Origin of the sequence: Dethiosulfatibacter aminovorans DSM 17477 (assembly GCF_900142005.1) — a bacterium.
Classification (GTDB): domain Bacteria; phylum Bacillota; class Clostridia; order Tissierellales; family Dethiosulfatibacteraceae; genus Dethiosulfatibacter; species Dethiosulfatibacter aminovorans.
The window spans coordinates 41,737-68,386 of the sequence record NZ_FQZL01000017.1 but is presented as its reverse complement, the minus strand read 5'-3'; the positions used below and the strand labels follow the sequence as shown (position 1 = coordinate 68,386).

At 42.7% G+C, this 26,650-nt stretch carries 23 protein-coding genes; 7 read left to right on the top strand and 16 right to left on the bottom strand.

The window, feature by feature from the left end:
• Window positions 1-52: 52 nt before the first annotated feature.
• The 3 genes from BUB05_RS11590 to rfbB form a co-directional block, all read right to left on the bottom strand.
• A complete protein-coding gene (locus BUB05_RS11590; protein WP_073049776.1) occupies window positions 53-2,728 on the bottom strand; it encodes a S8 family peptidase in 2,676 nt (891 codons plus the stop codon).
• Window positions 2,729-2,944: 216 nt separating this feature from the next.
• The gene (locus tag BUB05_RS11585; protein WP_342747104.1) at window positions 2,945-3,793 is read right to left on the bottom strand and encodes a patatin-like phospholipase family protein; all 849 of its coding nucleotides are present in this window, start codon (window positions 3,791-3,793) and stop codon (window positions 2,945-2,947) included.
• A 55-nt stretch (window positions 3,794-3,848) separates the two neighbouring features.
• Entirely contained in the window at window positions 3,849-4,904 is a 1,056-nt protein-coding gene (rfbB, locus tag BUB05_RS11580) for a dTDP-glucose 4,6-dehydratase (protein WP_073049775.1), read from the bottom strand.
• A gap of 339 nt (window positions 4,905-5,243) precedes the next feature.
• Between rfbB and BUB05_RS11575 the strand changes: the two genes are divergently transcribed.
• Window positions 5,244-5,963, top strand: a complete 720-nt coding sequence (locus BUB05_RS11575) for a LytR/AlgR family response regulator transcription factor (RefSeq protein WP_175548558.1) — start codon at window positions 5,244-5,246, stop codon at window positions 5,961-5,963.
• The gene (locus tag BUB05_RS11570) at window positions 5,950-7,221 is read left to right on the top strand and encodes a sensor histidine kinase (RefSeq protein WP_073049773.1); all 1,272 of its coding nucleotides are present in this window, start codon (window positions 5,950-5,952) and stop codon (window positions 7,219-7,221) included. Before BUB05_RS11575 ends, BUB05_RS11570 begins: the two co-directional genes overlap by 14 nt.
• A 37-nt stretch (window positions 7,222-7,258) precedes the next feature.
• Here BUB05_RS11570 and BUB05_RS18475 read toward each other — a convergent pair whose 3' ends face one another.
• Window positions 7,259-7,396 carry an AgrD family cyclic lactone autoinducer peptide gene (locus BUB05_RS18475; protein ID WP_094762885.1) on the bottom strand — a complete coding sequence of 46 codons (138 nt, stop codon included), beginning with the start codon at window positions 7,394-7,396 and terminating at the stop codon, window positions 7,259-7,261.
• Complete coding sequence (locus BUB05_RS19000) at window positions 7,368-7,955, bottom strand: accessory gene regulator ArgB-like protein (protein WP_073049772.1); 588 nt, start codon at window positions 7,953-7,955, stop codon at window positions 7,368-7,370. Before BUB05_RS19000 ends, BUB05_RS18475 begins: the two co-directional genes overlap by 29 nt.
• 227 nt (window positions 7,956-8,182) lie before the next feature.
• Between BUB05_RS19000 and BUB05_RS11555 the strand changes: the two genes are divergently transcribed.
• Window positions 8,183-9,577 carry an EAL domain-containing protein gene (locus tag BUB05_RS11555; protein WP_073049771.1) on the top strand — a complete coding sequence of 465 codons (1,395 nt, stop codon included), beginning with the start codon at window positions 8,183-8,185 and terminating at the stop codon, window positions 9,575-9,577.
• 12 nt (window positions 9,578-9,589) lie between these two features.
• On the opposite strand, the gene BUB05_RS11550 is transcribed toward BUB05_RS11555, so the two are convergent.
• The 9 genes from BUB05_RS11550 to BUB05_RS11510 all read right to left on the bottom strand — a co-directional run bounded on the left by BUB05_RS11550 (window position 9,590) and on the right by BUB05_RS11510 (window position 20,537).
• Window positions 9,590-10,966: a DUF4301 family protein gene (locus BUB05_RS11550; protein WP_073049770.1), complete on the bottom strand. Its 1,377-nt coding sequence runs from the start codon at window positions 10,964-10,966 to the stop codon at window positions 9,590-9,592.
• 113 nt (window positions 10,967-11,079) lie between these two features.
• Complete coding sequence (locus tag BUB05_RS11545) at window positions 11,080-11,649, bottom strand: TetR/AcrR family transcriptional regulator (protein WP_073049769.1); 570 nt, start codon at window positions 11,647-11,649, stop codon at window positions 11,080-11,082.
• A gap of 9 nt (window positions 11,650-11,658) precedes the next feature.
• Complete coding sequence (locus BUB05_RS11540) at window positions 11,659-13,020, bottom strand: MATE family efflux transporter (RefSeq protein ID WP_073049768.1); 1,362 nt, start codon at window positions 13,018-13,020, stop codon at window positions 11,659-11,661.
• A gap of 175 nt (window positions 13,021-13,195) precedes the next feature.
• Window positions 13,196-14,509 (bottom strand): 2-hydroxycarboxylate transporter family protein, encoded by a 1,314-nt coding sequence (locus tag BUB05_RS11535; protein ID WP_073049767.1) that lies wholly within the window; start codon window positions 14,507-14,509, stop codon window positions 13,196-13,198.
• A gap of 193 nt (window positions 14,510-14,702) precedes the next feature.
• Window positions 14,703-15,374, bottom strand: coding sequence for a response regulator (locus tag BUB05_RS11530; protein WP_073049766.1), 672 nt, complete (start codon window positions 15,372-15,374; stop codon window positions 14,703-14,705).
• Window positions 15,367-16,974: an ATP-binding protein gene (locus tag BUB05_RS11525; RefSeq protein WP_073049765.1), complete on the bottom strand. Its 1,608-nt coding sequence runs from the start codon at window positions 16,972-16,974 to the stop codon at window positions 15,367-15,369. Before BUB05_RS11525 ends, BUB05_RS11530 begins: the two co-directional genes overlap by 8 nt.
• Before the next feature lie 148 nt (window positions 16,975-17,122).
• A complete protein-coding gene (nspC, locus tag BUB05_RS11520; RefSeq protein WP_073049764.1) occupies window positions 17,123-18,277 on the bottom strand; it encodes a carboxynorspermidine decarboxylase in 1,155 nt (384 codons plus the stop codon).
• Between the two features lie 11 nt (window positions 18,278-18,288).
• Window positions 18,289-19,488: a saccharopine dehydrogenase family protein gene (locus BUB05_RS11515; RefSeq protein ID WP_073049763.1), complete on the bottom strand. Its 1,200-nt coding sequence runs from the start codon at window positions 19,486-19,488 to the stop codon at window positions 18,289-18,291.
• A gap of 131 nt (window positions 19,489-19,619) precedes the next feature.
• Window positions 19,620-20,537 (bottom strand): pseudouridine-5'-phosphate glycosidase, encoded by a 918-nt coding sequence (locus tag BUB05_RS11510; protein ID WP_073049789.1) that lies wholly within the window; start codon window positions 20,535-20,537, stop codon window positions 19,620-19,622.
• A 177-nt stretch (window positions 20,538-20,714) separates the two neighbouring features.
• On the opposite strand from BUB05_RS11510, the gene BUB05_RS11505 reads away from it, so the two are divergent.
• Window positions 20,715-21,629, top strand: a complete 915-nt coding sequence (locus tag BUB05_RS11505; RefSeq protein ID WP_342747103.1) for an MBL fold metallo-hydrolase — start codon at window positions 20,715-20,717, stop codon at window positions 21,627-21,629.
• A gap of 32 nt (window positions 21,630-21,661) precedes the next feature.
• Here BUB05_RS11505 and BUB05_RS11500 read toward each other — a convergent pair whose 3' ends face one another.
• Window positions 21,662-22,624: an alpha/beta fold hydrolase gene (locus BUB05_RS11500; protein WP_245819872.1), complete on the bottom strand. Its 963-nt coding sequence runs from the start codon at window positions 22,622-22,624 to the stop codon at window positions 21,662-21,664.
• A gap of 133 nt (window positions 22,625-22,757) precedes the next feature.
• Window positions 22,758-23,666, bottom strand: coding sequence for a carbohydrate kinase family protein (locus tag BUB05_RS11495; protein WP_073049761.1), 909 nt, complete (start codon window positions 23,664-23,666; stop codon window positions 22,758-22,760).
• Window positions 23,667-23,951: 285 nt separating this feature from the next.
• Between BUB05_RS11495 and BUB05_RS11490 the strand changes: the two genes are divergently transcribed.
• The 3 genes from BUB05_RS11490 to BUB05_RS11480 all read left to right on the top strand — a co-directional run bounded on the left by BUB05_RS11490 (window position 23,952) and on the right by BUB05_RS11480 (window position 26,644).
• On the top strand, window positions 23,952-24,779 hold the full coding sequence (locus BUB05_RS11490) for a DUF3100 domain-containing protein (protein ID WP_094762889.1): 828 nt from the start codon (window positions 23,952-23,954) through the stop codon (window positions 24,777-24,779).
• Window positions 24,780-24,781: 2 nt separating this feature from the next.
• Window positions 24,782-25,234, top strand: a complete 453-nt coding sequence (locus tag BUB05_RS11485; RefSeq protein ID WP_073049760.1) for a hypothetical protein — start codon at window positions 24,782-24,784, stop codon at window positions 25,232-25,234.
• Between the two features lie 78 nt (window positions 25,235-25,312).
• Window positions 25,313-26,644, top strand: a complete 1,332-nt coding sequence (locus tag BUB05_RS11480; protein WP_073049759.1) for an amidohydrolase — start codon at window positions 25,313-25,315, stop codon at window positions 26,642-26,644.
• The last annotated feature ends 6 nt before the right edge of the window (window positions 26,645-26,650 follow it).

Below are 26,650 nucleotides of genomic sequence, written 5' to 3'. Positions count from 1 at the left end.
AAAGCCGCCCTTCCAATAGGAAGGACGACGCTCTATTTCTGTTGCTTGTTTATTACGGTTTGTTTACAGTAACTGTCAAATCAGAGTGTGCAGGATCAAAGGTATAGTCTGAGTCATTATCTAACGGTGTTATACCAATAATAGTGAAGGTAATCGAACCAATATTCTTACGTATAGGATCGGATATCACAGTGCATTCGCCATTTATTGTAGGAGCAGTTCCAGCAGTTACAGATTTGCCGTCACTCCACTCATAAGCAACTTCTGCCTCACTCATTGGAAGATTAGTCGATACTGTCACAGTTGCAGTCCATTTGTTCCTGATTGATGTAGGATATGCATCCGTTATACTTGACGTGAATGTGTTAATTACAGGAGTTTCAGCAGGTTCTACTAAGTAATCTGCTGAAGATTCTGAAGTCCACTTAACAGGATCTCCTTTATCGGTTGCAGTTACTTCAAGTTTTATATAATAACCTGTATCACTTTCAGGAAGAGACAATGGATTATCAGAACCTCCTATATCCGAGTAGCTACCATCTAATTCCTTAATCTTCCAATTGTATGAATATGAAAGATTCTCCTCACCTCTGTCGTCGGACCAATCGCCTATGTCTGCATAGGCAATATCCCCAGCAATCAAGGTACCTGTTATTGAAGGCGTTATATCATTTACGGGTGCTGCATTTGGAATAACTTGACGTCCTGGCGATTCCGATGGTTCAGACATCTCGACAGGGTCTCCATTATCTATCGCAGTCACTAGAACTCTTATAAATTTTGTCACTTCCGCTTCAGTTAGAGAGTATGAGTCAGCTGTAACTCCAGTGTCTTCATATGTGCCGAATTCTGTATCGGATATCTGCCACATGTAGGAATATTCTAGGTTCTCCACTCCTCCATCATCACTCCAACCGCCGTCTTCTGCATAAACTGTTTCTCCTGCTATCATCAGTCCTGTTACAGACGGCCTATCGCCGTCGTTCACCGGTGGTTCATTCGGTGCTTCAGGCTCTATCCACTCCCAGTCGGAATATGCTACACCATCAAGACCTTCCTCATCAACTGCAACCACTTCAATCCTAATGTATTTCTCTGCCTGTCCGGGTTCAACTATAAATATTGGTGGAAATTCTTCATATAACCATGACTCATCATACCATTCTTCGTAATCACTTGGTGAGTCTTCCTCCGGATCAGCAGTAACCTGCCATGTACAATAATAATCAAGGTCGCCTTCATCTATCCAAGTCCCTGTATGTGCAATTATAGCCCCTCCAACTTCAAATGTTCCTGTCATATAAGGCGGAAAATCAGTATCATTATATGGATCCTCGTTTTCGGGTGGTGGCGGCGGTTCAGTACCATTATCAGTAGTCAACAGCAAAGCTTCATAGGCATTGAGGCATCCATCAAGTACTACCGAGTTATATGTGCTTTTATACACGGTAGCTTCAAGAAGGTCATCCTTAAGCTGAACCTTGCTTCTGGTGACAGAACCGTTCAAATCAATATCATGGCTTATCATAAGTGCAACTGTTCCAGCTACATGAGGCGTAGCCATGGATGTTCCGCTCTTGTAACCGTATGAATCTCCAGGAACAGTACTGAGAATGCTCCTTCCCGGCGATACAAGGTCTACAGACGTCCGTCCGTAGTTCGAGAAGTATGAAAGACTTCCGTCGGAGTCAATGGAAGCCACCGACACTATGTTTTCGTTTGGATAGGTTGCCGGAGCATGATGGTATCCAAACATTCCGTAGAAGTCCATGTCATAGCCGTCATTCCCTGCAGCAGCACAGAACAATCCGCTGAAATCGTTTATTGCATCATACATGCTTGAATCCACCCCAATAGTATATCCTCCCCACGAGGCACTTATTACATCAGCGCCCATGGCTTCTGCATATTCTATTGCAAGGACTGCATCGCTGAAGCTTCCGGAGCCGTCAGACCCTAGAAACTTAAGGGGCATCACATTTACATTTGGAGCAACACCTGCAACACCGATTCCATTGGCTGCAGCAGCTATAGTACCAGAACAGTGGGTTCCATGTCCCTGGTCGTCTGTGGGGTCTCCGTCACCATTGTGAAAGTCCCATCCGTGGACATCATCTATATATCCGTTGCCGTCATCGTCTACACCTGCATCACCGTTCAGTTCAACTTCATTTATCCAGATGTTTTCCGCAAGGTCTACATGGCCCATATCAACACCTGTATCTATTACGGCCACTATGACTTCAGGATTTCCAGTTGCAAGATTCCAGGCTCCCGGATATTCGGTATCCCCGTTTGCATCAATCTTTTCCATTCCCCACAAATAGCGTGCAGAATCACCGTCCCATGGGTCATCCGGAAAATCCGTCGCTCTCATTATGTAGTCGAACCCTGCATACTCAACAGAATCCAATTCACCGAGCATTTCAACCAGCTCTTCAACTGTCAAGTTGCCCTTCAGCTTCAGCACCTCGCCTCCGGACTTGAACTTTGCCTTGTCAATGAGCTTGTAGTATTTCTTTATGAGCTTTCTGTCGGTGTCAGAAATATCGTCCTTGAATTTAACAATTATCTGATCATTCAGATATTCAGTAATTCCTATCTTCTCCTGTTGACCATCCGAAGATAAATTACCCGTGCCGTAATCACCATACGCTCTTACAAAAGTTGACAACAAAAGGATTACAGCAAGGATTACATAAATAACAGCCCTGCTTTTCCTCTTCACTTCACTTCCTCCTCATAATTTATTTTTTATTTTTTGTTGAACAAAACAACTTAAAGGGTTTATGCATAGTTAACTTTCCTGCAAATTTAAAACAACCGCTGACTCTATTTATGCGGCAACACCACTTTCTCCAGTCAACGGTTATATCTTTGTCTATAATTATATTTTACTACTTTTTTCTGTATACAACAAGGAATCGAAAAAAGACCTTCACTACTATCTCAAAAACTCAAGGAGCTCGTCTTCAATAGCCTCTGCATCCCTGTATCCCAAGTAGTAGGTCGCCTTCAGCTTGTCCCTGTTCCTTTCGACCCTGCCCATGTCAAGGCTCTCCACCGGCCTTATAACAAAGGCTTTTCCTTCCGACTCCAGTCTTTTTACATAATCGAGAGTTTCATTGTACTCCCTGTATCTGTTTTCGATGCAATTGATCAATTCTGGATATTTTCCATATTTGATCCTGGTTAGAAAACCCATACTGGAAGGCTTCTTCTCATAGCCCTCGGGTCTTGTGAGTATCACTACAAGCTTTTCATTTCCGTCCTCCAACGCCTTCCTTACGGGTATTGAATCCGACATTCCTCCGTCAAGGTAGCTCTTGCCGTTAATGGTAATCATGTCGGAAATGAAGGGCAGACTGCTCGATGCCTTCAGCACTTCAAGAAGATCATCCATCTTCCCCTTCTCGAAATATTCAGGCTTTCCGGTACGGCAATCCGTTGCAACAACAATAAACCTCTGGTCCGATTCCTCGTAGGTCTTCCAATCGAACACGTCAAGCTTCCTTGGAATCTCTCCGAATACGAAATCCATGCCGAAGAGACCACCCTTGAAAATCAAGTTGTAGAAACTTATATACCTTCTGTCGTTTATATAGTTGTAGGGGACCCGAAGGTTTCTTCCAACCTGCTTCGATACATAGTTTGTACCGTTGCAGGCACCCATTGACACACCGATCACATAGGGGAAGCGTATGTCCCTTTCAAGGAAATAGTCCAGGATTCCCGCGGAATATATTCCCCTGAATCCTCCACCTTCAAGTACAAGTCCTGTTTTTTCAATCATTTCATCATCTTCTTTCTATTATATCTTATGAAAGTTACAAATTCATAATCCATGGCTAGATGTCTGTATACATCCTTTCGTAATATTTAACATACTCGCCGGATACTATATTCTCAATCCATCCGGTATTGTCCAGATACCATTCTATGGTTTCCTGAATTCCCTTTTCAAAGGTATAGGAAGGCTCCCACCCCAGTTGCCCAGTTATCTTTGTATTGTCTATTGCATATCTCCTGTCGTGCCCCGGCCTGTCCTTGACGTGTTGTATCAGTTCTTCCGACTTGCCCAGGGTTTTAATGATCAGTCTTACAATTTCAATATTGGCCCTTTCGTTGTTGCCGCCGATATTGTACACTTCTCCGTCTATACCCCTGTGAAGCACTGCGTCAACGGCAGCACAATGGTCATATACGTGAAGCCAGTCGCGCACCTGCATTCCGTCTCCATATACAGGAAGAGGCCTGTCCTCCAGGCAGTTGTTTATCATAAGAGGTATAAGCTTCTCAGGAAACTGGAATGGTCCGTAGTTGTTGCTGCAGCGGGTTATGTTCACAGGCAAGCCGTAGGTTTCATGATAGGACCTTACTATGAGATCGGCACCTGCCTTGGATGCTGAATATGGGCTGTTTGGCAGCAGAGGCATCGTTTCAAGGAATTTTCCCTCCTCGCCCAATGCACCGTAGACTTCATCCGTAGACACCTGTACAAACCGCACTCCATCCCTGTATTCTCTTGAGTATTTATCGTCGGGATCCACCTTCCAGTGTCTCATTGCAATGTCCAGGAGCACCTGGGTTCCCAAGATATTGGTGGTCAGAAACACTTCAGGCTCCTCGATACTTCTGTCAACATGGGTTTCGGCGGCAAAATTGACCACAGCATCAATGTCATGAACAGAAAAGACTTCCTCCATCTTTTGCCTGTCCCTGATGTCGCCTTTGATGAAAACATGGTTGGGGCTGTCTTCCACACCTTTCAGATTTTCGAGATTCCCCGCATATGTCAGCAAATCAATGTTTATGATTTTGTATTCAGGATGTCTTTCCAGCATCATCTTCACGAAGTTGCTGCCTATGAATCCTGCACCGCCTGTTACCAGAATTGTTTTCATCGATTCTCCTTCTACCATAGTGAGTTGCGTATATAATTAGTCATGAAACAATTATACTGCAAAACATCCCTGTCATCAATGATTGAAATAATAAGTGAATTGTACAATATTTTTCTTTCGTAATGGGTTGGAGTCTGATATAATACCAATATCGGGGAATATTGGCTCAACAGGTTTAGTGCTTCCTCGATTTGGAAGAATGGATGATTACAAGTCCCTATACTAAACAGTTAGGTCATGTCGATGATGTGGCTTTTTTTTATATATGAATTTATACTTTTTCAAAATATCAACTTGCAATAAAAGGGATGCAAACGGGGAATGTCAGCGGAGGAACAAGTGGCAAAAATTATTATTATTGAAGATGAAGCAGCTATAAGAAACGACTTGGCAAAAACCATAAGAAAAATAGACGAGCATATAGAAATTTTCGAAACGGGTTCCGTCCTTGAATCAATGGAAATTATTCAGGAAAATGATATTGATATTTTTTTGATTGACATACAGCTTGAAGATGGAAACGGTTATGAACTGGCCAAGAGGATAAGAAAAATCGATAGTTACAAATTGAATCACATTGTATTCATTACTGCAGTTCCCACGCATGCAATGATGGCTTACGAAAACATACACTGTTATTCATATATCCTTAAACCAATCGACCAGGACCTATTGGAAGAGCAATTGTTCACACTGATAAAATTCGGAACCAAAAGGAAGGATTCGGACGACGTTCTCAAGCTGGAGCTTGAACTTAAGAGCTGCAAATATGTAGTAAACGTCGACGACATCATATATCTGGAAGCGATCAATCAAAAAAAGTATCTTAAAACCACAAAGGACTGCATCGAACTCACTAGAACATCCATGGCAGGCATGATGAACAGGCTTCCCGATTATTTTATCAGGTGTCACAAGTCCTTTATCATAAACAAGAACAGGATAGAATATGTGGATAAGGCTAGGAAGGTCATACGGCTGAATGATATAGACGAGATGATACCCATAGGCAGAAAGTACTATGTTGATATAATGGAGGCAGCCTATGAAGTTAACTGAACTCATTCTATTTTCTCTGGTTGATTATCTGGAATATCTGATAATATTGTCAGGCTTGTTTGGTATCAGTCTCCTGAAAAGAATCGACTTGAAGCTTGCATCTGCAGTGGGAATTCTTGTTGTCATATCGGGATTCATGTCCCATTTGCTTGGTCAGGATAAGGCCTTTATAATTAACAGTATATTGATACTCCTATTAATATATATTGTATTTAGAGTAGCATTTATCAAATGCATATACTCCTATGTACTAAGCACAGCCATCCTGCTTGTCATCCAAATGCTCTCATTCGTCCTCCTGGAATTTATAATCGGCGGAATGTCCTTGTCCAATGATTCGGGTGTTCACGTCCATATTCCAACCATTATTATAGTGTTGACCATCCGTAGATTCTTGCCTCTCAAAAAGCTCATGTCCGAGAAATTGTTGAGAAACAAGGCTTTTGGATTCATCCTCATCGATACTTTTCTTGTTTTGATGGGATGTCTGGTATTTTTATTGACCAGAAGCGAGACCTTTATTGTAAACGCATTGTACATTGTTGTTATTGTACTCATGGTTGTCCTCATAAATATCATCCTCTTTACAAACGGACTGCGCAATGAAAAGGACAGGGAACAGATAAAGCTGTATGAAAGGTATCTGCCTGTAATCGAAGACCTTATGAATGACATAAGAAGCAAGCAGCACGAGTACGACAACCATATACAATCCATTAACTCCATACTTAATACAGAATATGACGGCTCCGGAGACTATGACAAAATAAAAAAATATGTTGAAGATGTAAGAGTCGATAAAAGCATCGCCAATCTTGGAAAAATGGACAACAGCATACTTGCAGGCCTGATATACACAAAGAAGAAGACTTTCGAAAAATCGGGCATTGAATTCAGAGTTGAAATATTCGATTATCTGTTCAAAACAAGATTCAAGGATTACGAAATGGTCGAAATGATAGGAATACTGCTGGACAATGCCCTTGAAGCATCCCAAAAAGGAAATCAGGTGATTTTAAAGATATACAGCGAGGGTGTCACGAAGGTTGTTGAAGTGTTGAATGAACACGAATACATAAGTGCCAAAACAATTGACAATATGTTCATGATGGGTTACACAACAAAAGAGGAAAGCGGTCACGGATACGGCCTGGATAACTTGAACCAGCTCATAAAAAGAAACGACGGCAAGTATGTTGTAAGCAACCAGTCTTTATACGGATCAAACTTCTTCTCCATAAAACTGATGTTTGACTGAAAACAAATGGGTAAAAAAACAAGATGAGTGATTACACTCATCTTGTTTTTAAATGCTCAGGGCACTTTGGTTCACCGAATATTAAAACACAAGCCGTCTTGTTTACTATCACCGGTGCCATTATTGCCAAGGCTGCACAAATCACATTATTGAACTTGAACAGTTTTCCTTTCATAATATCTGTTCACCTCCTTTCCAATTAGAAGTTGTATGGTGCTCAAGCAAACACCCCATAAGATCACTTGAGCGAAATCCCAACTTTTCGTGCTTAGAAATATCGCCAAATATATTACAGTTACAGTAATTGCTATCATTTTGAACCTACTTCTCTGCCTTTTATCATACTCCGGTCTGTTTCTTGAAATAACAGGAGCGTATAGGGCAAACACCAAAATTGCAAAAACAAATATGCATATTCCAGCGGTTTGGCTCACTATTGCGGTTTGAGCCAGGAAACAAATCAAAAGGAAGAAAACAGTTGTAAATAGAGTACATCCTATGAAAGAACTGAAATGCACTCCTCCAATGAAAGTTCTTGTGGAAATCGTGAACAACAAAATATAGAAATACATGTCAATCTGACCTATCACTAGAAACACAACCATTGGAATCAATAATTTCACTATCGTATTGATTAAAATTTCAAGAGAGTAATAAATGCTCGCCAAGGTGTCTTCAGGCAGATTTTGATTTTTTGTCAAACTTGAATGTATATGATTAACGAATTTTTCCAAAATAACTACTTCCTTTTTATAGTCTGATACATGATAACACAAAACAACTTAAAAAAAATCAAAATGCATCAAACGGCTGTCTAATGCATTCAAACGACATTTTCAGCGTTTAGTTGTTTATGAGCGCCGTTTAGATGACGTATATTGCTATATCCCTTAAATGCTGTATTATATATAATGTATTTGCATATTTGTATTTAACACGATAGATTTGGAGGGAGCAGCAAATGAACATGAAAATACCATATACATTTCATTTTTCAACATTTTTATTAGCAACATTTGTTGAATACGCGAAGAAAAAAACTGCCGGAATCCTCCAGAAGAGATCTCCGAATGTTGTTAAATTCAAATATGACTTATCAAGAAGCATAGCCAGGAATCCCAGCAGAAAATTTTCAGTATTGGCATTGGAAATTGAAAACATCAATGAAATACATAGATACCTGGGATGTAAAGCCGGAAACGAAGCCATCAATTTCATAAAAAAAAGGGCCCGTACTTTTTTCAAGGGATGTGAAGTTTACTCAATATTCTACAACGAAATTTCAATTGTAATTCCTTGTATTGATGAATATGAAGCTTGTTCACAGGGTGTTAGATTCATGGAAAACTATGCCAAACCCGTACGGATCAACAACAGGTCCATAAAAATAAATATGTTTTGCGGAATCGTAAACTATCCCAATCATGGAAAGACATCGAAGGAAATATTTCAAAAAATGGGTAGAACTCTGACGCAATCTAAAATCGACCACAGGACTGTTTCAATTTATGACAGTAAGATAACATCAAAGATAAAGAACGACTACTGTATCCTCAACAACATCCGTGAAGCAGTTGAAAAAAATGAGTTACGGCTGGTTTACCACCCTAAAATCGACATTGTAAAAAACAGGATTGTTGGAGCCGAAGCGTTGCTCCGTTGGGACAATCACAAGAACATAAATATTGCTGAAATGATAGAGGTTTCTGAGAATGTCGGCTATATAACCGACATATCAAAGGCAGTAATTGATATTGTTATAAAGCAGATGGAAGAATGGAAGAAGGAAGGAATGGAAATAAAGGTCGCAATAAATATTTCACCATTGGATCTTATGAACGATGTACTTTATGACCATCTTGTAGAGCGTTTTAAAAAAAGCACAGTCAAACCTGAAATGCTAGAGCTGGAAATAACCGAAAGGAATACCTACAGGGAGGAAGACAAGGTCTTGGATATGCTAAACAAATTGAAAAAACTGGGCCTTGGAATAACCATGGATGATTTCGGAACAGGCTTCAACTCCCTCAAATATATTCTGAAATTTCCCATCGATACCATCAAGATCGACAAGTACTTCATCGATACTGTGGAAGATAACAATACTAAAAATGTGATTGAAGGAATAAACAATACAGCACGGCAGACAGGCATGGTTGTTATTGCAGAAGGGGTTGAAACAAAATCCCAGATACAGGCGCTGGAAAATATTGGCTGCAGGATAATTCAAGGGTACTATTTCAGCAAACCATTGAATCCCGAATCATTTAAAGAATACTATAATGAATATGGTCATTCGGAAACAAAAACAGAGAACGCAAATTGCGTCCTCTCAACTGTTAAAAAATGTTCATGAAGCCATTGATATTCATTTCCCAACATTCAACAAATCCCTGTGACCGTCCCGCAACAGGTCATTGACGGTCTTGACCGGATTGAAAGTTGACAGGGGCACCTCTACAAAGAGGGTGTTCCAGTTGTGCATTGCACCGTTCCAAAGTCCGGGATGTTCAAGAGCCTTAAGCTTCCTTCCCTTGTAGGTCTTTTCGCTTATGAAATACCTGTCCCTGTTGACAAAATCAAGGAGGTTGAACTTCTCATCCTTGTAGTCCCTTACGAAGCATACAAGGTCTACAGGATTGAAAAACTGCGATGAATCAAGAATCTTTTTCTTCTCTTCATCATTCAGGTCGATTTCCGACTTTTCGCATATCTGCAGGTCGGTATAATCTCCATTGTCCACAACAAAGGGTCCGCCGCCGGGTTCTCCCTGGTTCCTGACCATTCCGCAAACCCTGAGAGGCCTGTTGAGGAGTTTCAATGCAGTTTCCCTTGTCAGTTCATCCCTGTGCACTATTTTAAGCGTTTCCTTCAAAAACGCATCTATACCATGGAGGTCACATTTTCCAGACAATATCTCCAGAATGTGCCTGTCAATGCGATTCTTTACTTCAAGTCCTGCAGAAGCAAGCATTTTCTTTGAATCTATGGTGTCCTCAATCCGGCTTCTGTGACATACGTTGTCTACATTCTTGATGAATATTATGTCTGCATCCAGGTCGTTGAGATTTTCAATCAAGGCACCGTGTCCCCCTGCCCTGTACAGTACCTCACCGTTTTCAAGGATGAATGGATTATTGTCCATGTCCACTGCCGGTGTGTCCGTCTGTTTCTTCTGGAAGGAATAGGTGATATCCACATTGTCCTTGCCCTCCAATGCATTCTCTGTATACCTGTTGAACAAGTCTTCGTGTTCTTGTGATATGGTGAAGTGAAGTTCTACGCAATCCCTGTTGAGATAATGCTCACCCTCATAGATATGCTCGTCGATGGGGGTAGTCAAACAATCCTCATATGAATGCATCTTTATAAGGGCCTTTGGAAGACTTCCGTAATTCAGCTCATTGTTCAGCAAGTAATTGATGATTGCATTCCTGCCTTCGACAGTTTCCCGGTCAAGTTTTTTTGAATCAATAAAATCCTTTATGTCAACATAGAATGCAAAATTCTCCAAATCATCGAAAAATCTGCATACGGAATCAGTCTCCACCTTATGATCACAATACTCATACAAATCCTTGAACATCCTTGTTGCAGCCCCGCTCGCCGGAACAAACTTGATGCATTTCTTGCTCATGTAATTATCCGCCACCCTGTCAACACTCGTCAATTCGTTTTCAGTTGCAGCAGACACTATTTCCACACGCGGCGTTCCCTTTTTAAATAAGTCAATAAATCTGTCCATTTCATTACCCCGTTTATTTGAAATAATTTATATGCTTTTACCCAATATTTACCTACACAGTATAGCATATAATCAGAAATTCCTCTACAAACTTATTGTTTTTAACAGTGATTTTACAAAATTCGCTCAGGAGACAGCAGCTCCTTAAGCAAGGCCTTGTCACCGGAGGTCAGACTTTTCTTCGTCCTCAATCCATCGTGGAGGAGCAGGGAAATCAAGTTTACGAGGGACTCCTCACGGGAGTTTTCATATTCAGCCGACATACTATATCCAGAATCGCATCCCTTGAGCACAATTTTTTTTGCAATTTCCTTAAGCTGTTCAGCTACCATTTTAAAATACTTGTTGTCCTGACTCATGTAAATCGTCAATATTTCCTTGCCGAGCTCGTTTCTCTTCCTTACATCCTTCATAGTCTCTTCAAATATTTCAGTCATGAGTTCATATCTGCTTCCGTCTTTTGCTGCAATACTGTTCAAACGCCCCAGGGTATCCGTCCAACTGGTCATGAAAGCCTCGACAATGAATGCTTCACGGGAATCGAAATAGTTGTATATTGTTCCAACGGCAACATCCAGCTCCCTTGCAAGGCGCCTCACGGAACACTTTTTTGGTCCCTCCGTCTCAATGATTTTCAAGGCCTGTCCTATTATCTGATCCTTTGAAACTATCTTATGTCTCATGGCGTCCTCCTATGCACATTTTAATATGTCCGAATCCAGTAGTTTCTTCCTGTTGTAGGAAAGAATCATCGCCAGGGACAAGGCCAGTGACAGCGTATCTGCAGACAGCTGGGCCAACAAGATGCCTGTTTCACCAAAAATTCTCGGAAGAACAACCACCGACGGTATGAAGAATATTCCCTGGCGTGCAATGGACAGAACAAGAGATTCTTTTCCCCTGCCGAGAGCCTGGTAGAAAATGCTTATAGTATTGCTCACGGCCATCATAACCATGGCCAAGGCATTGTACTTGAGACCCAAAAGAGCATATTCCAAAACATCCTTGTCCGCCTTGAATATCATGAGTATGTTTTCTCCGAAAAAAACAATCAATGCAGCGCTGACCGCAGACACCCCTAGGCTAACCCTTATGGTATAGCTGATCGATTCAAGCACACGAGTCTTGCTTCCAGCACCGAAATTGTATCCCACAACAGGCTGGAAACCCTGCCCAAATCCAAATACAACGTATACAGGTATCAGTGCAACCTTGTAGATCAAGCCCACTGCAGCCAGCAGCACAGGACCTCCAAAATCCATGGCACCCTGGTTCAGAAGTCCCAGCGAAATACTGAAAAGCATCTGCCTGAAAAAGGTAGGTATGCCCACCTTGCTTATTTCTCCCCATATCCTCATGCTTGGCCTGTAGTTTTTCAAGCTTATTCGGATAACGGTCCTTTTTGAAATGTACCAGCCCAGGAGAATGGCGAAGTTCACCCCCTGGGACAGCGTTGTGGCAATGGCCGCTCCCTCTATGCCCATGTCAAAGGTGAATATGAAAAGAGGGTCCAGCACAATGTTCAAAACCGACCCTGCCAGCATCCCCAACATGGACAGTTTGGCGCTTCCCTCCGCCCTCAGCAGATTGTTCATGGCCATATTCCCCATGGTGAACATGGAGCCCATGATTATGAAGCGCCCATACCCCATGGACATCTCCATTATGCTCTCGTCCGCACCGAAGAATTCAAGGATAGGTTCAAGGAAGCCTATGCCTGTCACTGCAAACAAAATGCCGACTGCAACAGAGGTGTACAAGGCCACCGATGCTACCACATTGGCCTCTTTACTGTTGTTCATTCCAAGCAGCCTTGAAATATAGCTGGCTCCGCCTATTCCGAAGGCCAGTCCAAATGATGAAACAAGCATCATTATGGGCATCATGACCTGGGTAGCGCTTGTTGCTTCCGTTCCCAGCCATGCAACAAACACCGTATCCACGAAGTTGTATATACCCATCACCAAAAATCCCACTATTGCCGGCAGCGCCATTGCATTGATAGCCGAACTTATCTTATGGTTTCTCAATATATCTATTCTTTTATCATTCATACATTTCCACTTCCTAATTATAAAATTTCCTGCTTCAGTGCCATTACATCAAAAAACAAAATGAACACTGTTCATATATTATATATGAACAGTGTTCATTTTGTCAATACGGTTTTTGATTGTTGTTCGGTGAAATTGAAAAGAGAACCTGATTATGGTCAGGTTCTCTTGATTATTACATGAAAATTTTCAATAGTGATGATGCCAGAATAATTATGAATGCTCCGCCAAGCCTGGATGAAATCTGAGCGAAAGGCATCAGTTCCATTCTATGAGATGCCGACAGTACTGCAACATCTCCCGTACCGCCCATGTTGGCCATGCAGAGGCCTGCTGTTATCGCCGATTCTATCGGATAGAATCCCATGAAATGGCCTACTAGTCCGGATCCGATTATTGCTCCTGCTATTGTGACTGCCACAAGAATCACATACTGTACCGTAAATGCGCTAATTACAGCCGCCAGGTCAGTATAGGCAACTCCAATTCCCACAAGAAGGGCCGGTGTAAGCGTTATCATTATGAACCTGAAGAACTGGAAGGCTCCAACTTCGTATTTCCTCGGCATGAGTCCCATTGCCTTGACAACGGCAACTGATATTATCATGAGTGCGTATGAGTGTATGGGGATGAACTTGTTGAGTATGCTTCCCAATATGTAGAAGGTTGTTGCGACAAGCATTCCCATTCCCATGAGTTCAAATGAAACCTTGTGCTCCACCTCTTCCGATACGAAATCATCGCTTTTTATCCTCATAAGCTTTCCGTTGCCTGTCAGTGAAGCATTTTTCTTTCCTATCTTGTCAAGTACTCCGGCAGCGACTATTGCAAGGGCATTTCCCATGGCAAGGGCCGGTATCATTACTGAAAGCATCTTGCCTACATCAGCATTGAAGAACTCTCCAAACATCTCCGACAGGGGAACGGCTCCTGCTCCCATTCCGCCTCCCATGATCGGAACTCCTATATATAGTACGGCTTCCTTGAATCCGTATCCGATAAGTGCTCCAACGATTCCAACAAGACCCAGGGCAGCGACTACTCCACCCAGGATGGCCGGCAGATATCTCATGGATGCTTTGATCAACAGTTTTCTGTTCATGCCCAGAATGCTTCCTGTAATCAGGGCTGCGATATAGAAGTTGAGGAATCCGCCTGCTTTTGTAAATGTCACTGCTATTTCTTTTGCATATTCGGGAATGATTCCATAAGTGAACAGTGCAGCACTGCCGAAAATAATTACAATTGGTCCGCCTCCGAAATAATCCTTGATTATGGGTGTCCTGTTTCCTATTTCATTCAAGATAGCTCCCATTGCCATCATCAGCGGTATTGCTCCTGTAAGTCCCTTGGGCAGTTTGCCCAGATAAACCGCTATTAATATAATTGCCGTTGCAAGTCCGAATACGGGTAAGGACATGCCCATGATCTTGTAACCTTTTTCTTCTTCCAATAAATTCGTGTTACTGATTTGGGGTGTAACTGACATAATTCTCCTCCTGGTTTATTTTATTATTTCCAAGTTCATTCTATCACTTGTAGTTCAAAAAAACAGTTTATCCAACTATTGAAAACCTTTAGTTCATAAAGTTTATGATAATCATTTAACAAAAAGTAAAAAAAAGCACTGCCCTTGAAAACAGTACTTCTCAGCCATATTTTAGTTCATTTTGTAAACGTTGTCATCGGATTATTTTATATACGTAACTGGGTCTTCCCACGGTTCCATACTTTGTTTCGCATTTGAGGACCCCGACGGACTCCTGATATTCCAGGTATCTCCTGACGGTCACCCTGCTTATGCCTGCCAGTTCCGCAACCTCGTCGGCAGATAGGTAGGAGTCCCTGTTGTTCTCCAATACATCCATGACCTTCTTCAAGGTCCTTTCCTGAAGACCCTTGGGCAGCGAGTGCCTGATTTTTGAATCTACCTTCGTCAGCAGGTCTATATCCTTTTGATCGATCTGCCCCTTGTTTCTCATCATCTCATGTCTCACGAGATATTTCTTCAAGGATTCCTTCAGCCTTTCGAATTCAAAGGGCTTCACTAGATAATCGATTGCGCCCAGCTTAAGGGCCTTGTCTATGACTTCATGCTCCCTGGCAGCAGTGATGAATATGACATCCACCTCGATGAACTCCTTTCTGATTTCTCCAATGACTTCCAGTCCGTCCATCTTGGGCATGTATACATCAAGTATGACCAGGTCGCATTTTTTGTCCCTCAAGACCTTAAGGGCTTCTTCTCCGTTGGCCGCCTTGCCTATGATTTCAAACTCCGGCAGAGTCTTTATGTATTTTTCATTCAAATATGCCACCATTGGATCATCTTCGACAATCAACACCTTAATCATTCAAACCCTCCTTAAGCAAGGTAACTCTGAAAATCGTACCTTCGCCAGCTTCCGAATCCACTTCAATACTGCCGTCATAATCATTGACTGTATTTTGAACCAGATGCAGCCCAGTTCCGTTGCTTCCATCTTTTGTAGAATATCCCTTGTCGAATATCCTGCCTATATCATCTTTTTCTATCCCCTTGCCCCTGTCCTCAACTTCAATGAAGATTTCATCATCATCCTCAAAGATAAACAGGCTGACGGATTTTTCATCCTCCTTGTCCTTCAGGGCAAAAAACGCATTTTCCAATAAGTTTCCGATTATCTTTATGAGAGCCGTGCTCTCTATTCTTCCATGATTCTTTTCCACTTTTGTTCTGTCATCTATGACAATGGTGATTCCAAGCTCCGACGCCCTGCTTATCTTGCCAAAGATAAGTCCGGCAACTTTCGGATCCTTAATATTCTTTACGACGCTAGTGATGATATTCTGCTGCCTGCTTATTACACTCTTCAGATACTTTTCCACTTCGACATATTCTCCCAGTTGAACGAGGCCCAGAATAACATGTATCTTGTTCAGAAATTCGTGTGTATTGGCCCTCAAGGCATCTACAATCTGGTTTATGCCCGTCAGCTCCTCCGCCAGGTTCATTACGTCCGTCTTGTCCCTGAAGGTGGCAATGGCTCCCAGGACCTCCCCCTCATTGACGATGGGGACACGGTTGGTGACTATTACCCTTCCGTTTATTATCTGTTCCTTGTCGAATTCTGATTTTCTTGTCTTGATGATATGGGTCAGCCTGCTGGTTGGAAAGACATCCTTGATATATTTCCCTGTTGTATGAGATATTTCCATTTCAGTTATACCCAGGATCTTCATGGCCGACTCATTGATAAGGGTGATATTGCCCATGACATCGATTGAAATTATCCCTTCGTGAATGGCGTCCAACATGCTGGCCTGTTCCGTAAACAGCTTCACTATATGTTCAGGTTCAAGCCCAAGCAATGACTTTTTTATGCTGTTGCCAATGAGAAAAGAACCCAGTGTTCCCACTGCAAGGGATATGAGGACCCACAAAAAAATAGTCCTGAAGGTTTCAGCTCTGGCCAGGTCAATGCTTTCAGTAAGAGTTCCCACTGCAACAAATCCCACCTGGTTCCCTTCGTGGAATATGGGCTCAAAGGCCCTAAGAGACCTTCCCAGGGTACCCGTACTCTCCGAAATATAGGATTCACCCTTTTCCACCACCCTCTTTTCATCTCCGCCGACAAATTTTTCTCCTATCATTGATTCCGTAGGATGGGAATACCTTACACTGTCCATGTCTGCCACGACTATAAAGGTGATGTCATCAACTGAATCAAGATATTTCTTTACGATATTTTGAACAGTCATATTCCGATCTTTAGCATACAGTGCATAGGTGATGTCCTCGTCAACTGCAATGAAGGAAGCAATATTCGTGATATTGTCCTCCACCTTTTTCTCCAGGATGCGGTCAAACCACGACGTGGCCAGCACCGCACTGATGATCACGGACAAACCGAGGAGTATGACCACAAGTATCATTATTTTGGTTTCTATCTTCATTGGTTTTTTCTTTTTCATGGCACCTCCATTTTCATTAATTCTATCAAAAACCCGGTTTTTTGGCAAACAAGAAAGGGGTTATGCAAATTTTATTTTCCTAAGCTGCAAGAAAGCAGCTTAAGCTAAAAAAAGGTGCCATCAGGCACCTTTTGCTTTTCTTTATTCATCATAAACGGGATTCGTAATCCTCGAATCCGAAGGTTTTAACGACCTCTATCCCCTCGTCATCCATCACTGCAATGGAAGGCAGGTTTACGCCATTGAATGTATTGTTCTTCACCATGGTGTAGTGGGCCATGTCCGTAAAGATCAGCTTGTCTCCAACCTTTAAGGGTTCCTTGAAGGAATAGTCTCCTATGATGTCTCCTGCAAGACAGGTGAGTCCTCCCAGCCTGTAGGTGTGTTCAAACTCACCGGGCTTTCCCGAACCTATAATATGGGGGCGGTATGGCATTTCAATGACATCGGGCATATGACAGGCAGCCGAAGTATCAACAATGCATAGGTCCATGTTGTTCTTCACCAGATCCAGTACTTCTGTCACCAGATATCCCGTATTAAGGGCAATAGCCTCGCCAGGCTCCAGATACACCTGGACGTCATAAGTGTCCCTGATGCGTTCAATGAGACCTATCAGCAGGTCAACGTCATAGTCTTCACGGGTGACATGATGCCCCCCGCCAAAATTGATCCATTTCATCTTGTGCATGACGTGGCCGAAACGCTTTTCAACTTCCACCAGTGTCCTCTCCAGAGTATCCGAGTTTTGCTCGCACATGGTATGGAAATGAATGCCGTCAAGGACTTCAAAGTCTTCCTCTTCAATGGTGTCGAGCTTGGCTCCCAATCTGGAATTGGAAGCACATGGATTGTATATCTCCGTAGCCACCTCGGAATATTCGGGATTCACCCTCAACCCGATTTCAATAGAAGGATTTGCAGTCTTGACCCTGTCCTTGAACATCTTGATCTGATGGGAAGAATTAAACACGATATGGTCGCAGATTATGCCTATTTCGTCTATTTCATCTGGACGGTAGGCCGGTGCATATATATGTACTTCTTTGTTCATGTGCTTTCTTCCCAGCATGGCTTCGTTGAGGGAACTGGAAGTGATTCCTGCCAGATACTCTCCCACCAAGGGGAATTCATGATACATGCTGAAACCCTTAAGGGCCAGCAGAATCTTTGCCCCTGTGCGGTCCTGGACCGATTTCAGGAGCTCAAGATTCTTTTTCAGGAGACGCTCGTCCACAACGTAAGCCGGTGTCTTTATCCCCTTTAACATTTCAATATCTCTTGAAGTTATTGCCTTCTCCATAGTTGTTCCTTCTAATCCACAAGTGTCGGATTGAAATTCTCATGCCAAGGCAAACCCTGCTTGTTCAGTTCTTCCATGAATGGATCCGGATCAAACTCCTCGACATTGTAAACGCCAGGCTTCTTCCATTTGCCTTCAATAAGCATCTTGGCACCGATCATTGCCGGAACGCCCGTTGTATAAGAAATTGCCTGTGATCCGACTTCCTTGTAGCATGCCTGGTGGTCACATACATTATATACGTAGTAGCTTACAGGCTTTCCATCCTTTACACCCTGATAGATGCACCCGATGTTTGTTTTACCTACAGTACGAGGTCCCAGGGATGCAGGATCCGGTAAAACGGCCTTCAGGAAATGGATGGGCTGGATCATCTTGCCTTCAATCTCGATAGGTTCAATGCTGGTCATGCCCACATTTTGAAGCACGTTCAGGTGCGTGATGTATTTCTGGGAGAATGTCATGAAGAATCTTATTCTCTTGATTCCGGGCATGTTCATTGCCAGGGATTCAAGCTCCTCATGATAAAGAAGATAAGCATCCTTCTCTCCTACCTGGTCAAAATCAAAAACCCTTTTGATTTCAAGTGGTTCAGTTTCAACCCATTCTCCTTCCTGCCAGTAACGGCCGTTGCTTGTAATCTCTCTGATATTTATTTCAGGATTGAAATTCGTAGCGAAGGGGTATCCGTGATCTCCTCCGTTGGCATCCAGAATATCTATGTAATGGATCTCGTCAAAATAGTGTTTCAACGCATAGGCACTGAAAACTCCCGTAACTCCAGGGTCGAATCCGCAACCTAAGATGGCTGTAAGTCCTGCCTTTTCAAACTTTTCACGATAAGCCCACTGCCACTTGTACTCAAATTTAGGCACTTCAGGCGGCTCATAATTGGCTGTGTCCAGATAATGAACTCCAGTCTCAAGACACGCATCCATGATTGTCAGGTCCTGATAAGGCAATGCCACATTAATAACCATTTCCGGCTTGTAGTCGTTAATCAACGCCACAATCTCCTCTACATTGTCCGCATCCAGCTGGGCTGTCGTAATCTTGGTCTTTCCTCCACCGAAACGCTCCTTCATATCATCACACTTGGATTTCGTACGGCTTGCTATACAGATTTCCTCGAAAACTTCAGGATTTTGACAACACTTTGCAACAACAACTCCTGATACACCACCGGCTCCAATTATCAATACTCTACTCATTGCTTTTACCTCCTAATTAACAAAATTTAAACCATGGCAAAATCACATTTGTACATGATTCCGCCAACGATTGATTATACCAAATTTAATCGAAAAATCCTAATGATATTTCGTTAATAATTTTATCTTTTTCAACCCAGCTTCGCAAACTCAAGAGCGATTCTCGCACCTACCCTTGCATTGTTGTATACAAGCTCTATATTGGAGTCCAGACTGTCGCCTCCAGTGATGTCCTTTATCCTCGACAGAAGAAAAGGGGTGGTCTCCTTTCCCTTCACTCCCAGCTCTTCGGCCTCCTTCAATGCCTTTGAGATGGCTTCGTTGATGACAGCCTCATCCATTCCGAGATCCTCCGGTACGGGATTTCCGAGGACCAGGCCACCTTTCAGCCCAAGGTCCCATTTGGCCTTCATAACTCCAGCCATGTCGGCAGGGGAATCTATCCTGTAGTCGGCCATGAAGCCGCTTTTTGCAGTGTAGAATGCAGGGAATTCGCCCGTCTTGTATGCCAGAACGGGCACGCCCTGGGTTTCAAGATATTCGAGGGTCAGGCCTATGTCCAGTATGGATTTTACGCCTGCGCAGACCACAGCCACATCCGTATTGGCAAGCTCCGTCAGATCGGCTGAGATGTCGAAGGTTTCCTGGGCCCCCTTGTGGACCCCTCCTATTCCTCCTGTTACAAAAACCTTGATGCCGCCCATGGCAGCGCATATCATGGTAGTGGCTACAGTCGTGGCTCCGTTCATCTTCTTTGATACAACAACGGGCAGGTCCCTTCTCGAAACCTTCAGTATGTCTTCCTGCCTGCCCATGAATTCAAGCTCGTCACCAGTGAGTCCGATCTTGATCCTGCCCCCTATTATTCCTATGGTGGCAGGTACGGCCCCTTCTTCCCTTATGATGTCTTCGACATTCTTGGCAGTCTCAACATTCCGGGGGTAAGGCATACCGTGGGATATTATGGTTGATTCAAGGGCCACTACGGCCTTTCCGGAAGCAAGGGCCTCCTCAACTTCTGGCAGCACATCCACATATTTCTCAAATATTTCCCTGTCCATATCATTCTCCTTGTTTCATTATATACCATAACCTAAGTATAACATAATAAAACGGCCACAAGCCATATTTTCAGCAAGGCAAGCAATCCTTATTCTTAAAAGAACATTTACATACGCTGTTCATATGTGATAAAATCTGTACCATTAGAGAAAAGGAGGACACACATGCTGGATATCATTCATGTAAAAGGAAATACATATTGTATCGACACAGGCATGACATACCTGCCGTTCTATAAAATAAATGAAACAGACATAATCCTTTTGGACTCCGGATGGGCAAAGGGTGAAAGGGATAGCCTGGATGAACTGCTGGACGCCAACAATTTCCATGTCAGCGCCATAATCAACTCCCACAGCCACACGGACCATGCCGGGAACAACGCCTATTTCAAGGAAAAATACAACTGCATCATAGCAATGGATTCCTTTGCGGCCCATATCTGCAGTTCCATAACACATCTGAAGCAGTACTACAGCGGCTACAGCCTTTCAGGAGTCAAGGCTCATTACGGCAATCTGGTGTTTGACACCGATATCATTATCCGCGACGAACAAAAAAGCGTCTACATAAACGGCATCAAGTTCGGAATCATGCAAACTCCAGGACACACTCCCGGACACATCTGCATCACAACACCCGACAACGTCGCCTACCTTGGCGATGCATTGATTACACGGGATGTCATGAACGGTACAAAATTGCCCTATGCCTATATCTTGTCCCAGGACCTTCAGAGCAAGACAAGTCTGCTGAACCTCAGTTGCAAAAAATACATAATCGCCCACAGGGGAATCACCGACGACATCCACGGCCTGGTCAATGAAAACATTGAGTTTTACAAAGGCAGAGCCACAAAGGTATTAAATGTAATTGCAAGACCAATGACCCTGGAGGACATTATGAGAACCATCGTATGTGCATGGTCCATCCATATCCAGAGCACCTACAAATACAAGGTTGTTGAAAGAATGCTCAGGTTCTATCTGGAATATCTCCTTGAAACGGGAGCGGTAAGCCTCATTGTGGAAAACGGCTTTCTCAAGTATGTACAGTCGACAAAGAAAAATCAACAATGAAAGAGGGTGCAATCCTGCACCCTCTTAATTTCTTATTTTTCTAAAAAAGCAAGTATATCAATTGCCATCCTTTCAGGTATCTCCCATTGAATATTATGTCCTGTACTCTCATATGAAATGAACTCAGAATCGGGAATCATGGTTCTCAACTCATTTTGGAAATCTTCACCAAAAAAACTGTCAATTTCTCCCCATAGAATCAAAGTTGGTGCTTCTATATACTTAATAAAATTACTAAAATCACTGCTTTCTTCTCCTGCCGTAATTGCTTTCCAGGCATATGCTGGCAATGCAGCAGATTCAGCTTTTTCCATTGCAATAAAATCCTCATTCACTGGATTTGGGTTCCAATACCAACCTTCAATAAATTCTTGATCTGGTCCTTCTTCACCAAATTCCATAATTGTTTCATACAAACCGGGAATAATACTTGATATTGCAGGCATACTGGATTCTAATACAACTTTATTAATACGTTCAGGGTAATTGATTGCTATTCCTTGAGCAATCATACTCCCTAGTGAATGTCCAACTATATGTGCCTTTTCAATGCCCATCTCGTCCATAAATGCTATGCAATCGTCTCCATAACTTGATAATGGATACATGCCAATTTCAGGTTTATCAGTATCTCCATGACCACGTTGATCAAGCATATAAATATGGTATTTATCAGTAAAATAAGGAGCTATTAACGACCAGCTACGACTATTGTCTGTCATTCCATGCAAGAAGATTATTATATCTCCATCCTCTTGACCCATTTCCACGTATTTCATAATAATTCCAGTTTGCAATTCAACATCTTGTTTCATAGACACCCAATTTTCTTGAGAAATTTGAAGCGGCAATTCCTCTTGTTCAACATCTTCAGAAGTCATACCAGCATTTTCAGATGAAGCACTTCCTTCTTTGTCTTGCACCTTTTTCTCACTGCAACCTCCCAAAACCAGCATCGTAATAATTAAAAAAATACATGTACGCCATAATTTCATTTTCACAAATAAACCCTCCTTATTTTTTTGAAATTATATCATGAAAAAATTCATTTTCATGAATAGTGACAAACCTGACACAGAAATGTTATTAAATTGTAACATTTTATAGAATCGGAAAACTTTCAGACAATCACTCCAAATCATCAAGGGACAAATTCCTGTTTACGGTGTCCATAGATTGTAATGCTCGGGCCGCAACCTTTTGTCCACAAGCCACAGTCTCCTCAATGGACTTTCTGTGATGGAATCCGTAAACTATGCCCGCTGTAAATGCATCCCCTGCTCCATTCACATTAACCACTTCAACAGGAATTGCAGGTCTGTATGCTACTCTTTCTCCGCTCCCGTAGAAGACACCCTTCTTGCCGTCTGATATTATAGGATACCTTACCCCTCTTCGAAGCAGTTCCTTTACTGCTTTCCTGATACTGTCATCATCAGGCAGTTCGATACCGAGTATGCATCCTGCTTCTACCCTGTTTGCCTTAAGAGAGTAGATCCTGTCCAAATATTTCTTGACCTTGACAGATTTTACTGCACTGACTGAATCCATGACAAACCGGCTGTCCGAAAAATGACTGAAGAGATAATCAATTGTCTCACTTGACAGATTGGTATCAATCAAAACAATATCCGCATGTCTTATGAGACCGCTGTTTTCCTTTATATACTGAATATCGATTTCTTCCGTGATATCCATATGCGACAGAGCCAACTTCATATTGTTGTTTTCATCCAATATGGACATATATACAGATGTTGATTTCTTCGGCAAACATCTCACATAACGTGTGTCTACACCGGATTCCAACGTATCTTTCATAATCCGGTCCCCATATATGTCCTTTCCGACAGCAGTTAGCAATTTTGTCTCAACCTTAAGAAGGGCAAGATTCTCTGCAATGTTTCGTCCTACTCCCCCTGCCGATGTTGTTATTACTCCAGGATTGGAATCTTCCATTATCAACCTTCCCTTAGGAGTTCCCAAGAGATCCATATTGGCTCCACCGATAACCACGACATACTCTTTATTGGTCATGAAATCCTCCTCGCAACTATTTGTACAATATTAAGTATAACACATCTAAATAACTGCAAAACTACAATGATGTCCTTCTTGTGAACCAACATCAATAGCGAGTTGACATTGATTTTTTAATTTGAGATAATGTGTATAGAGATTCAATATTCGTTAATGCTGTATTCATGCTTAATTTACCAAACCAACTGAGTGAAACTTCTCCTGATTGTGTATTATTTGGATATATTGTTTTGCCAAGGCAAAATGTATATAAATATTATTATAGGAGGAATAATTATGTCGATGGAAAAGACAAAAGTAAAAACCTTGCTTGAGGCGTGTCTGGTTGTGCTTATCATTGTCATCATTTCAGAATTGATTGGTATCATCAAATTCGCAGTCGGACCTGGTACAGTTACCCTGTTGCCCATGCTGTTTGCAGTAATCCTTGGTATTCTTTGTGCTCCAAGCCTGCTAGGTAAAATCATCAAACCCATGAAGAAAATTGTAAACGAGGATGTTATCGAGTTTTCCGGTTCTGTAGTCGTTATTGCACTCCTTCCGCTAGGGGTCAAATACGGTACGCTGGTTGGTCCGAATATCGTGAAAATAATTCAGGCCGGACCCGCCCTACTGCTCCAGGAACTTGGCAACATAGGAACAATCTTCATAGGATTGCCGATAGCTCTGCTTCTTGGCATGAAAAGAGAAGCCGTCGGAGCTGCAGTCAGCATTTGCCGGGAACCCACCCTGGGTGTTGTAAGTGAAAAGTACGGAATCAACTCACCGGAAGGTACAGGTGTACTCGGTACGTATATGATGGGTACGGTTTTCGGAACAATCTTCTTCGGACTTCTGGGATCCCTGTCCGTTGGCACCGGCCTTCACCCCTATGCCCTTGCCATGGCTTCGGGAATGGGCAGTGCAAGCATGATGACGGCAGCATCATCTTCTCTTGCCGCTGCAGCTCCTGCTGAAATGTCGGACACAATTCTCGCATATGCCGCAACCAGCAACATGCTTACAGGCGTCACAGGCTTGTATGTCGTCATATTCATCTCACTTCCGTTAATAAACAAACTATACGACGTTCTTGAACCCCGAATAGGAAAGAAAAAGGAGGAGAGTTGATCATGACTGAGATACTGCAACAATTAAAACTATTGATAATTGTAGGTATCATCATACTGATAGGGCAGCGCATTGGATATGGAATTGATATCGTATCAGCCATTCCGGGCATGCTGATAGTAATTGTCATTGCCCAGCTTGCCTTGATAATCAAGAAACTTCTGCCAAAGGTCAAGTTCCCTGCATTTGCATGGGCGACCTTGATTTCATTGCTTCTGAGTATGCCCTTTATGCCGACGGCCCAGTGGTTTTTGGGAATTACAAACAATGTAAATTTTCTGGGCACAACAACTCCCATCCTCGCCTTTGCAGGCCTTTCCGTAGGCAACAAGCTGGATGTACTGAAAAAGATGAGCTGGAAGATTGTAATTGTTGCGATCTGTGTTTTTATCGGTACGTTTTTCGGATCGGCGATTATCTCTCAAATAGTACTTAAAATTCAAGGAATCATATAGCTAGCTAATCGATGGGCAATTCAGCATTTGAATTGCCCATCATTTGGATTACAGGAAATCTAATGAAGGAGAAGGACGATGAATAAATCACAATTGAAGCAGCGCGTATGTGATGCCATTGATTACAACAGAGAAAAGATCATAAGCATAGGTGAAGAAATTTTTTCCAATCCTGAACTGGGATACAAGGAAATCAAGACCGCCGGACTTGTTTCCCGCGAAATGAAAAAAATAGGACTGGAAGTAGAAGAGAATATAGCTGTTACGGGAGTCAAAGCCAGCCTCCCTGGAGAAAGGCCTGGCCCCGTCATAGCCGTCCTCGGAGAGCTTGATGCCATAATCTGCAGGGAACACGAGGCTGCGGACAAGGAGACGGGCGCTGTCCATGCCTGCGGACACAATGTACAGATAGCTGCAATGATGGGCGCGGCCATTGGATTGACGGTATCCAAGGTTTTGGATGAACTTGACGGCAGCGTTGAATTCATGGCGGTACCGGCGGAAGAATACGTCGAGCTGGAATACAGAGGCACGCTGAAAGAAAAGGGCGAAATAGAATACTACGGTGGAAAGCAAGAGCTCATCAAGAGAGGATACTTCGACGATGTCGATGTTGCAATGATGATTCACTCCTTGAATCTGCAAGGCGACAAGAAGGTAATAGTAGGAGGCACCGGCAACGGATTCATAGGAAAAAACGTGCAGTTTATAGGAAAGGAATCACATGCCGGAAGCGCACCTGAGATGGGGGTAAACGCATTGAATGCCGCCATGATAGCCATAGGAAATATACATGCCCAGAGGGAAACATTTCCGGATCAGGAAAGGGTCAGGGTCCATCCCATCATAACCAAGGGAGGAGACATAGTAAACGTAGTGCCTGCCGATGTCAGAATGGAGACATACGTGAGAGCGAGAACCATTGAAGGGATAAGAACTTCCAACGAGAAAGTCAACAGGGCAATAATTGCAGGCGGATATGCCGTAGGCGCAGGAGTGAAAATATCGGAAACTCCCGGATATCTTCCTTTACTGAGAACGGCTGAACTGGATGAGCTGTTCAGGAACAATGCGAAAGAATTCGTTGATGAAAGCCAAATCATAGAAGGTGCTGATTTCACCGGCTCATTCGACTTCGGAGACGTGTCCCACCTCATACCCGCACTCCATCCATTTATTGGAGGAGTAGAAGGAAATCTTCATACAAGAGATTTCAAGATAGTGGACAAGGATACTGCCTACATACTGCCGGCAAAAGCCATGGCAATGACTGTCATAGATCTTTTATTCGACGGCGCAAGCGTTGCGAAATCCATCAAGGAGAATTTCAAGCCGGCCATGACCAAGGAAGAGTATCTCGCCTATCTTGAAGAGAATTCAAGGATCATTGAAAAATCAGAAATCGGATGATGGCAT

Excerpts from the sequence above, each read along its gene's own strand:
- BUB05_RS11585 (WP_342747104.1), bottom strand. The coding sequence starts at position 3,793 with ATGATTGAAAAAACAGGACTTGTACTTGAAGGTGGAGGATTCAGGGGA.
- rfbB (WP_073049775.1), bottom strand. The coding sequence starts at position 4,904 with ATGAAAACAATTCTGGTAACAGGCGGTGCAGGATTCATAGGCAGCAAC.
- BUB05_RS11570 (WP_073049773.1), top strand. The coding sequence starts at position 5,950 with ATGAAGTTAACTGAACTCATTCTATTTTCTCTGGTTGATTATCTGGAA.
- BUB05_RS18475 (WP_094762885.1), bottom strand. The coding sequence starts at position 7,396 with ATGAAAGGAAAACTGTTCAAGTTCAATAATGTGATTTGTGCAGCCTTG.
- BUB05_RS11555 (WP_073049771.1), top strand. The coding sequence starts at position 8,183 with ATGAACATGAAAATACCATATACATTTCATTTTTCAACATTTTTATTA.
- BUB05_RS11550 (WP_073049770.1), bottom strand. The coding sequence starts at position 10,966 with ATGGACAGATTTATTGACTTATTTAAAAAGGGAACGCCGCGTGTGGAA.
- BUB05_RS11545 (WP_073049769.1), bottom strand. The coding sequence starts at position 11,649 with ATGAGACATAAGATAGTTTCAAAGGATCAGATAATAGGACAGGCCTTG.
- BUB05_RS11540 (WP_073049768.1), bottom strand. The coding sequence starts at position 13,020 with ATGAATGATAAAAGAATAGATATATTGAGAAACCATAAGATAAGTTCG.
- BUB05_RS11535 (WP_073049767.1), bottom strand. The coding sequence starts at position 14,509 with ATGTCAGTTACACCCCAAATCAGTAACACGAATTTATTGGAAGAAGAA.
- BUB05_RS11530 (WP_073049766.1), bottom strand. The coding sequence starts at position 15,374 with ATGATTAAGGTGTTGATTGTCGAAGATGATCCAATGGTGGCATATTTG.
- BUB05_RS11525 (WP_073049765.1), bottom strand. The coding sequence starts at position 16,974 with ATGAAAAAGAAAAAACCAATGAAGATAGAAACCAAAATAATGATACTT.
- nspC (WP_073049764.1), bottom strand. The coding sequence starts at position 18,277 with ATGGAGAAGGCAATAACTTCAAGAGATATTGAAATGTTAAAGGGGATA.
- BUB05_RS11515 (WP_073049763.1), bottom strand. The coding sequence starts at position 19,488 with ATGAGTAGAGTATTGATAATTGGAGCCGGTGGTGTATCAGGAGTTGTT.
- BUB05_RS11505 (WP_342747103.1), top strand. The coding sequence starts at position 20,715 with ATGCTGGATATCATTCATGTAAAAGGAAATACATATTGTATCGACACA.
- BUB05_RS11500 (WP_245819872.1), bottom strand. The coding sequence starts at position 22,624 with ATGAAATTATGGCGTACATGTATTTTTTTAATTATTACGATGCTGGTT.
- BUB05_RS11495 (WP_073049761.1), bottom strand. The coding sequence starts at position 23,666 with ATGACCAATAAAGAGTATGTCGTGGTTATCGGTGGAGCCAATATGGAT.
- BUB05_RS11490 (WP_094762889.1), top strand. The coding sequence starts at position 23,952 with ATGGAAAAGACAAAAGTAAAAACCTTGCTTGAGGCGTGTCTGGTTGTG.
- BUB05_RS11485 (WP_073049760.1), top strand. The coding sequence starts at position 24,782 with ATGACTGAGATACTGCAACAATTAAAACTATTGATAATTGTAGGTATC.
- BUB05_RS11480 (WP_073049759.1), top strand. The coding sequence starts at position 25,313 with ATGAATAAATCACAATTGAAGCAGCGCGTATGTGATGCCATTGATTAC.